The 7,994-nt window shown below is 68.0% G+C and carries 9 protein-coding genes; 7 read left to right on the top strand and 2 right to left on the bottom strand.

What is annotated here, in order from left to right; all coding sequences use genetic code 11:
• Nucleotides 1-49 precede the first annotated feature (49 nt).
• The 5 genes from HV742_RS27505 to HV742_RS27485 all read left to right on the top strand — a co-directional run bounded on the left by HV742_RS27505 (nucleotide 50) and on the right by HV742_RS27485 (nucleotide 4,941).
• Nucleotides 50-1,381, top strand: a complete 1,332-nt coding sequence (locus HV742_RS27505) for a hypothetical protein (RefSeq protein WP_059271650.1) — start codon at nucleotides 50-52, stop codon at nucleotides 1,379-1,381.
• Complete coding sequence (locus HV742_RS27500) at nucleotides 1,381-2,190, top strand: alpha/beta fold hydrolase (protein WP_254601276.1); 810 nt, start codon at nucleotides 1,381-1,383, stop codon at nucleotides 2,188-2,190. Before HV742_RS27505 ends, HV742_RS27500 begins: the two co-directional genes overlap by 1 nt.
• Nucleotides 2,191-2,265: 75 nt before the next feature.
• Nucleotides 2,266-3,411 carry an aromatic ring-hydroxylating oxygenase subunit alpha gene (locus HV742_RS27495; protein ID WP_175146884.1) on the top strand — a complete coding sequence of 382 codons (1,146 nt, stop codon included), beginning with the start codon at nucleotides 2,266-2,268 and terminating at the stop codon, nucleotides 3,409-3,411.
• A gap of 13 nt (nucleotides 3,412-3,424) precedes the next feature.
• Entirely contained in the window at nucleotides 3,425-4,036 is a 612-nt protein-coding gene (locus HV742_RS27490) for a LysE family translocator (RefSeq protein WP_054417429.1), read from the top strand.
• Nucleotides 4,037-4,044: 8 nt separating this feature from the next.
• On the top strand, nucleotides 4,045-4,941 hold the full coding sequence (locus HV742_RS27485) for an alpha/beta fold hydrolase (RefSeq protein WP_175146883.1): 897 nt from the start codon (nucleotides 4,045-4,047) through the stop codon (nucleotides 4,939-4,941).
• Nucleotides 4,942-4,960: 19 nt separating this feature from the next.
• Here HV742_RS27485 and HV742_RS27480 read toward each other — a convergent pair whose 3' ends face one another.
• Complete coding sequence (locus tag HV742_RS27480; RefSeq protein WP_175146882.1) at nucleotides 4,961-5,776, bottom strand: sulfite exporter TauE/SafE family protein; 816 nt, start codon at nucleotides 5,774-5,776, stop codon at nucleotides 4,961-4,963.
• Between the two features lie 103 nt (nucleotides 5,777-5,879).
• Here HV742_RS27480 and HV742_RS27475 point away from each other — a divergent pair, with 103 nt between their 5' ends.
• The gene (locus HV742_RS27475; RefSeq protein ID WP_054417441.1) at nucleotides 5,880-6,650 is read left to right on the top strand and encodes an AraC family transcriptional regulator; all 771 of its coding nucleotides are present in this window, start codon (nucleotides 5,880-5,882) and stop codon (nucleotides 6,648-6,650) included.
• Nucleotides 6,651-6,704: 54 nt separating this feature from the next.
• On the opposite strand, the gene trhA is transcribed toward HV742_RS27475, so the two are convergent.
• Nucleotides 6,705-7,358 (bottom strand): PAQR family membrane homeostasis protein TrhA, encoded by a 654-nt coding sequence (trhA, locus tag HV742_RS27470; RefSeq protein WP_054417432.1) that lies wholly within the window; start codon nucleotides 7,356-7,358, stop codon nucleotides 6,705-6,707.
• A gap of 265 nt (nucleotides 7,359-7,623) precedes the next feature.
• Between trhA and HV742_RS27465 the strand changes: the two genes are divergently transcribed.
• Nucleotides 7,624-7,806, top strand: coding sequence for a hypothetical protein (locus tag HV742_RS27465; RefSeq protein ID WP_054417433.1), 183 nt, complete (start codon nucleotides 7,624-7,626; stop codon nucleotides 7,804-7,806).
• Nucleotides 7,807-7,994: the final 188 nt, after the last annotated feature.

Below are 7,994 nucleotides of genomic sequence, written 5' to 3'. Positions count from 1 at the left end.
CGCCGGGCGACGTCCTCAGACCGATTCCCACGACCCGTGGAGGATGTGAATGACTACCCTCGAATTGCAAGAAAAGCCGCAGGCCGCCGCTGCCGAGTCGCAGGGCACCGGCATCTGGCAGAAGACCGGCACGTTCCTGAACGAAGCGGCCGGCGTGCATGCCCGCCACCTGGTGCGCGTGCTGGACCGCTACACCGTCGACCCGGCCGCCGTGGCCTCGCGCCTGCCGCCGAACCGCGCGCTCAACACCTGCTGCTTCTATCCCGAGCACCAGCCCACCCAGGTCATCCAGATGAACGTGGACGCCGACCTGGCCGGCAAGCTGCGGCGCGAGCTGCGGCTGCAGGCCAAGGTGGCGGGCACGTTCTCGGACACCTCGGTGGGCACCTATTTCCCGCTGTCCACCATGTTCGAGAACAGCGCCCTGTTCATCCCCTCGGCCAAGCGCTTCTATGACGACAACCAGGACAAGGTCATGGAGCACTTCCCGCAGGCCGCCACCACCGTGGTCAACGCCTTCGTGGTGCCGGCGGGAAAGAAGCCCTATGGCACGCACTCGGCCAGCGGCATCGCCCTGCAGATCCCGTCGCTGGTCAAGAAGGGGCTGGGCTTTCCCAAGCACTACAAGAGCTTCCACACCGCCTTGACGCCCACCCCGATCACGCGCCAGCCGTTCGTCATCTTCGAGGACGCCGAGGTCGAGGCGCCCAACCTGAACTTCGTCTACATGAAGATGCTGGACATGGACCTGGAGCCCGAGGAAAGGGCCGCCATCGACAAGGCCCTGTACCTGTACACCGAAGGGCTGCTGTCCGAGATCGACCTGCCCACGGTGCGCGACTTCCTGATGGCCAAGTACTGGGAAAAGAAATACGCCGACAAGCCCTCGTCCGGCTGGTTCTGCGATTCCAAGGTGGGCCAGGCGCTGTTCTTCGACAACTACCGCGCCCACGCCGACAGCACCTTGCCGCAGGCCACCGAGGACCGCGTCACCATCGATTTCCGCTGCTTCTCGAAGGTGGAGTATCCGGCCGGCATGACCAGCGGCCTGGACTTCATCGTCGACCCCAAGGAGCGCGCCTACCAGACCAAGCGCAAGCGCGCCGGCATCGAATTCCTGCTGACCGCCCTGGGCTATCACGACATCGACGAGTTCCTGAAGATGATTTTCGGCACGCCCTATGGCCACATCAACCCGTTCGAGCTGCTGACCGACCTGCAGTTCGGCGTCTACAACAAGACCCGCCATCATCTGCTCGACCAGAACCTGGACGCGCACTACGAGCGGGTCGAACGCCTGTACGAGCGGATCGAGCGCGATGGCGAATACGTGCTGCCCGAGCGCGCGCGCCAATGCCTGGCGGCGATGGCGGGGAGTTGATGATGGCGGAAACCGCGCAAGATCCGGCCTTCGCCGCCATCCTCGACAAGTACTTCGCCATCACGCGGGTGCCGTATGACGCCTTCACCCGCGCGTTCCTGGGGCGCTGCCAGTCGTTCTCGGTGAAGGCCAATGGCGCCGTCTACAAGTACTACCGGCGCGGCGCCGGCCCCACCGTGGTGCTGGCGCACGGTATCCACAGCCACCTGGGCAGCATAGTGCCGATTGCCGAGCAGTTGCTGGAGCTGGGTTACGAGGTGGTGCTGTTCGACATGCCGGCGCATGGCGAGGCGGCCGGCAGCGGCACCGACCCGGTGCAGGTGCGCGACTTCATCCGCAAGGTCTGCGCCCGGCTGGGCGAGGTCCACGCGGTGGTGAGCCATTCGCTGGGCGGGCTGTGGGCGCTGTCGGCCATGCACCAGGGGTTTCGCGCCGATGCCTTCGTCTCGATCTCGACGCCGTCCACCACGCGCTTTCTGGTGGAGAAGTTCGTCCAGCTCAACCAGCTGGACGGCGAGGTCGAGACCCGGCTCTGCGCCGAGCTGGAGCGCCGTTACGGCGCCACGCTGTGGACCGACTACGCGCCCCGTCACATCGTCGGCGCGCTGGATGTGCCCGGACTGGTGATCCACGGCGCCAACGACGACTTCGTGCCGCCGGCGCATGCGCAGGAACTGTATGACGCGTGGCCCGGCGCCACGCTGGAGATCGTCGATGGCGCGGGCCACTTCGAGATCCTGGGCCTGGCCGGCGTGGGCAAGCGGGTCGGCGCCTATCTGCGGGAGGTGCCGGTGGCCGCCGCGGCATGACCGGTCCGCCCCGGCGCCGGCGGGGCCGGGGCGCTTTTTTCCATAACACGCTTTTGACAGGACTCGGGATCTCAGATGAAACACGCGACGCAAGTAGAAACCCTGCGGAAAATGTTCAAGCTGCGCGAAGTGGACCGCGACGAGGACATGCTGGGCCGGGTGGTGCAAGTGCCGGCCAGCGTCTATATGGACAACGCCGTGCTGGAGCGCGAACTGGACACGGCTTTTCGGGACTATCCCTTGGTGGTGGGCGCCTCGACCCAGGTGCGCGCGCCGGGCTCGTACCTGCTCAGCCCGTGGGACCGGCTGCCGTTCGTGGTGGTGCGCGACAAGGGCGGCGAACTGCGCGCCTTCCTGAACGTGTGCCGCCATCGCGGGGCGCGCCTGGTGTCGGGCAACGAACAGGAACTGAAGTTCTTCACCTGTCCCTTCCATGGCTGGGTCTACGGCCTGGACGGCGAATTGAAGGGCGTGACCAAGCCCCATAACTTCCCCGACCTGGATTGCGCCAAGCACAAGCTGGTGGAACTGGCGGTGACCGAGCGCTCGGGGCTGGTCTGGCTGCATCCCGTGCCGGGCGCCAGCATCGACCTGGACGCCAGCCTGGGCGCCGCCATGAGCGACGAGATCGCCGGCTTCAAGCTCGACGATCTCTCCCTGCACAGCCGCAAGGTCAGCACCCTGAACGCCAACTGGAAGCTGCTGCTCAAGACCTACCTGGAGCGCTACCACGTGCCCATCCTGCACAAGCACACCATCGGCCCGGTGTTCGAGAAAGGGGTGATCGCACACTTCGAACATGGTCTGCACATTCGCATCGCCGCGGCCAAGACCAATCTGATGGACGCGGCCGCCGCCGATCCGCAATCCTGGCGCATCCTGGACTACGCATCGGTGTTCTACACTCTCTTCCCCAATACGTTCCTGATCAACCACGCCAACATCGTGTCGCTCAATTCCTTCTATCCGATCGCGCCCGACAAGACCATCTGGACCCACGACATGCTGTACCGCGAGGCCGATTATGCGGGCGAGGAAGGACAGGCGACGCTGGCCCAGCGTTTCGGCAACATCGACGCGGTGTTCCATCGCGAGGACTTCGGCATCGTCGAAGGCGTGCAGGCCGGCCTGCGCTGTGGCGCCAACCCGCAGCACACGCTGGGGCTCGAAGAGGGGCTGCTGGGCATGTTCCAGCACAACATCGATCGCGTGACCGCCTGAAGGGGAACCCGATATGACCGGCATCGATTGGGTCTTCCTCCTCGGCACCGCCGCCATCCTGCTGACACCGGGCCCCACCAACACCTTGCTGGCCGCGGCGGGGCTGGCGCGCGGCTTCCGGCGGGCCGCGCCCCTGGTGGGCTTCGAACTGGCGGGCTACCTGACCGGCATCACGGCGTGGGGACTGTTCCTGGTGTCGGCCCAGGCCGTCTACCCCTGGATCGGCATCGTGGTGAGGATCGCCAGCAGTGTCTACCTGGCCTATGTCGCGGTCAGGATCTGGTGCGCGGCGGGCGAGGACGTGGCCAATCGCAAGGAGCCGATCGGGCCCTACGCGCTGTTCGTCGCGACCCTGCTCAACCCCAAAGGGCTGGTGTTCGCCTCGACGCTGTTCCCGGCGCACGCGTTCGAGCATCTGCCGGGCTACCTGGCGGCGATGGCGCAGTTCATCGGCCTGCTGGTGCCGATCGCGTTCGTCTGGATCAAGTTCGGCGCCGTGCTCGCCGGGCAGCGCATCGGCTTCATCAATCCCGAAAGATTGCAGCGCACCGCCGCGCTGGTAATCGGGGTATTCTCTGTATCGATTGTTGGGTCCGCCGTTCGCTTGTCTCTGCTACCAGGATAAAACGACGTATGACGACTGAAAACAAGCTCTCCGCCGTTGCCGCCGCCGATACGGGCGCCGCGCGCAAGCCTCGCAAGAAACCCTTCCTCGCCAGCGCCATCGGCGCCGTGTTCGGCTTTGCCGGCACCGTGGCGCCGGGCGTCACCGCCAAGGTGGTGCAGAAGCTGCTGTTCACGCCGACGCGCCTCAAGCCCTCGGAACCCGGGCGCAGCGTGCTGGCCCGGGCGCGCGCCGAGCCGCACGAGATCGACGGCCAGACGGTCTACTACTACGTCTGGGGCGACAGCGGTCCGCGCGTGCTGCTGGTGCATGGCTGGGGCGGCGACGCCGCGCAGATGACGGCCTATGTCGAACCGCTGCGCCAGCGCGGCTATCAGGTCGTCGCCATCGACATGCCGGCCCACGGCCGTTCCACCGGCAAGCAGGCGTCGGTGCGCCATTTCGAGCCCTGCGTGGCCCACGCCGCGCAAGTTTACGGGCCGTTCCACGGCGTGATCGCGCATTCGCTGGGCGCGGCCGCCGTCACCTTCGCCCTGTCGCGCGGCTTCCCGGTCGAGCGCGCGGTGTTCCTGGGGCCGGTCAGCCGCTACGACAGCGTCTGGGAATATTCGCGGCGCATGATGAACCTGCCGCCCAAGGTCATGCCGCTGGTGCTCAAGCGCGCCCAGGACTGGCTCGGCATCACCTTTCCCGAGATGGAGCCGGCGCGGCTGGCGCCGGCCATGACGACGCCGCTGCTGATCATCCACGATCGCGGCGACCGCGAAAGCCCCTTCGAGGACGCGGCGGTGCTGGCGCAGGCCTGGCCGGGCGCCGAATTGGTGGCCACCGAGAAAATGGGGCACACCCGCGCGCTGCGCGACCCGGCCCTGGTAGCGCAGGTGACGGCGTTCGTCGCGCCATAGCGCGGGATGTCGGCGCCCGTCAGGCCAGCACCATGCTCAACAGCACCAGCGCCAGCAGCGCGACATAGACGCGCGCGTGCAGCCGGTCGGGGATGCGCGGGATCAGCGGCGCCGCCAGGCGGATCCCCGCCAGCGAACCCAGCGCCAGCGCCGCGAACGCCAGCAGGTCGACATAACCGATGATCCACGGCGCCAGCGGCGCCGGCAACGCGCGCGCCGCCGCCATGTAGGCCAGCGTGCCGACGATGGCCACCGGCAGCGTCAGCGGATTGGCCATGGCCGCGGCCTTGGCCATGGGCAGGCCGCGGCGGCGCAGCAGCGGCACCGTCATCACGCTGCCGCCCACGCCCAGGAAAGTGGCGATCACGCCGATCACCACGCCGCCGCCGACCGTCACGCCCTGGCCCAGCGGCCGCGCCGCCTGCGCCTCGTGGCGCGCCAGGAAGCCCTGTCGCAGCAGGCAATCGATGATGGTCACGGCCAGGTAGGCGATGAAGGCATAGCGCACCAGGTCGCCGCTGGCGCGGGTGGCGGCCCAGGCCCCCAGCAGGGCGCCCGCGCCGATGAAGGCGGCCAGCGGCCACACATAGGCCCGCACGATGTTGCCGGCGCGCTGGTGCCGGCGGGTCGCGGCCACCGAATTGACGATCATCACGCAGGTCGAGGTCGCCACCGCGATGTGCATCGCCGCCTGGCCGATGGCGTCCTGCCCGCCGTGGGTGGCGGTCAACACGCCATACAGCACCGGCACCACCACGAAGCCGCCGCCAAAGCCGAACAGCACCGTGGTCACGCCGCTCAGGGCGCCAAACAGCGCCAGGGTCACATACAGCATCTTGAAACCATCCTATCGAGGCAAAACGCCACGATAGGGCGGCCGGCGGTGGCTTGCTTTCGAGGATTGGTCAATAATGTTCGCGTTTCGGCCAAATCCCGCCATGCGCAACACCCACATCGACCTGCACGACCGCCTGGACCGCGCGGTGGTCGCCATCGGCAACGACTATCCGCCCGGCCACCTGCTGCCCGCGCATACGCACCGCCGCGCCCAGCTGCTGTACGGCGCCACCGGCGTCATGCACGTGGTCACGCGCGACGGCAACTGGGTGGTGCCGCCGCAACGCGCCGTCTGGATTCCAGCGGGTCTGTCGCACCAGGTGCGGATGCAGGACGTCAGCACGCGCAGCGCCTACATCGAGCCGGGCGCCGCGCGCCCCGCCAGCATTGCCTGCGAAGTGGTCGAGGTCTCGCCGCTGCTGCGCCAGCTGCTGCTGGCCGCGGTCGACATGCCGGCGCGCTACGACCGCGCTGGCCGCGATGGCGCCCTGGCGGCCCTGTTGCTGCACGAGGTGACGCGCGCGCCGGTGCTGCCGCTGCACATACCGCTGCCGCGCGACAAGCGCCTGGCGCCGCTATGCCGCGCCTTCATCGCCGCGCCCGACGCGCGCCAGTCGCCCGAGGCCTGGGCCGCGCGCCTGCACATGAGCCCGCGCACCTTCAGCCGCTACTTCCGCCAGCAGACCGGCATGGCGTTCTCCGCCTGGCGCCAGCGCGCCTGCGTGGTGCTGGCGCTGGCGCGGCTGGCGGCCGGCGCGCCAGTGACGGCCATCGCGCTGGACTTCGGCTACCAGAGCCCGGCGGCATTCTCGACCATGTTCAGGCGCGTGCTGGGCCGTCCGCCCACGGGCTATCTGCAACCGTCGGCGTGAAGGCGGGCGCGCGGCGGCGCGCCCGTGGCGCGGCGAATGCGGCGTGAGCGCAGGTCAGGCGGGACCCGCGCCGTACCACAGCACGGCAAAGAAATGGCAGACGGTGCCGCCGAGCACGAACAAATGCCAGATGAAATGGCTATAGCGCCAGCGGTTGTCGAACACGAAGAACACCACGCCGCCGGTGTAGGCGAGTCCGCCCGCCACCAGCCACCACAACCCGCCCTCGGGCACCCGCTCCAGCAGGGGCTTGACGGCGATGATGACCAGCCAGCCCATCGCCAGGTACAGCCCGGTGGAGATCGCCGGCCGGTTCAGCCGCTTGCTGGCCTTCAGCCCCACGCCCAGCAACGCCAGCCCCCACACCAGCCCGAACAGCGTCCAGCCCCAGGGGCCGCGCAGCGCGCCCAGTGCGAACGGCGTATAGGTGCCGGCGATCAGCAGGTAGATGGCCGAATGGTCGAGCACGTTGAACAGGCGCTTGGCGCGGTTCTCGGGCAGCGCGTGGTAGATGGTCGAGGCTAGATACAACAGGCACATGCTGGCCGCGAACACCGCCGCGCCGGCAATGAAGGCGGCGTCGCCCTGGCGCGCGGCGGCGACGATCAGGATGGGGGCGGCGGCCAGCGCGCCGGCGGCGCCGAGACCGTGGCTGATGGTGTTGGCGATTTCCTCGCCCAGGGTCTGACGGCGGTCGTTGGGGAACATGGATTGCTGCGGAAGGGAAATTGAAATCAAGGTTTCCTACCATAAGGGTTTTGCGCCACCGCCTCAAGCCGGGAGGGAACGCGGGGCGGGGCCGCTTGATCTGGGGCAAACCGGAGGGCCGAGTGAGGGCCCGAAAAGCGGGGCGACAAGTTACTGTGTGATACATTTCACTCGCTCAATCAGCTGCCCGCAGAGGCGGCGCGACGCGTTATCGAAGGGCAACGCATCCGGCGGGCCCGCACAGACTCTCAAGGGGAGCGCTTCTATGATTCCGGCAATCGGCCTGATGGTTGGGGCATACATCGTCACGCGCATGACGGCGACACTGACGCGGCCAGGGACCAGCAAGGTTGTCAAAGTGCTTTCCATCATCACGATCGCGATCGCCCTGGTATCCTGCCTGGACTTGCTGACCAGCAGCGCCGCGATTCCCACCGGCCGGTTCTGATCCGGAGCGCGCCCGGTATCCGGGCGCGGAGCGTTCACAGGCCCGACCCATGGCGCGCAGTTTCACCCGTCTGTTTTTCAACGCCGCGAAAAAACTGGGCAAGCTCCAGCGCGCGGCCTTGCGCATGGCCGCGCCCAAGCGCGTCCGCCAGCGCGCCGCGCCGGCGCGCCAGGCCGCCGCTCGCGGCG

It is taken from the genome of Achromobacter ruhlandii, from assembly GCF_902859695.1.
Taxonomy (GTDB): Bacteria; Pseudomonadota; Gammaproteobacteria; order Burkholderiales; family Burkholderiaceae_B; genus Achromobacter; species Achromobacter ruhlandii.
This window is presented reverse-complemented; position numbering and strand designations above follow the sequence as displayed.

Excerpts from the sequence above, each read along its gene's own strand:
- HV742_RS27505 (WP_059271650.1), top strand. The coding sequence starts at position 50 with ATGACTACCCTCGAATTGCAAGAAAAGCCGCAGGCCGCCGCTGCCGAG.
- HV742_RS27500 (WP_254601276.1), top strand. The coding sequence starts at position 1,381 with ATGATGGCGGAAACCGCGCAAGATCCGGCCTTCGCCGCCATCCTCGAC.
- HV742_RS27495 (WP_175146884.1), top strand. The coding sequence starts at position 2,266 with ATGAAACACGCGACGCAAGTAGAAACCCTGCGGAAAATGTTCAAGCTG.
- HV742_RS27490 (WP_054417429.1), top strand. The coding sequence starts at position 3,425 with ATGACCGGCATCGATTGGGTCTTCCTCCTCGGCACCGCCGCCATCCTG.
- HV742_RS27485 (WP_175146883.1), top strand. The coding sequence starts at position 4,045 with ATGACGACTGAAAACAAGCTCTCCGCCGTTGCCGCCGCCGATACGGGC.
- HV742_RS27480 (WP_175146882.1), bottom strand. The coding sequence starts at position 5,776 with ATGCTGTATGTGACCCTGGCGCTGTTTGGCGCCCTGAGCGGCGTGACC.
- HV742_RS27475 (WP_054417441.1), top strand. The coding sequence starts at position 5,880 with ATGCGCAACACCCACATCGACCTGCACGACCGCCTGGACCGCGCGGTG.
- trhA (WP_054417432.1), bottom strand. The coding sequence starts at position 7,358 with ATGTTCCCCAACGACCGCCGTCAGACCCTGGGCGAGGAAATCGCCAAC.
- HV742_RS27465 (WP_054417433.1), top strand. The coding sequence starts at position 7,624 with ATGATTCCGGCAATCGGCCTGATGGTTGGGGCATACATCGTCACGCGC.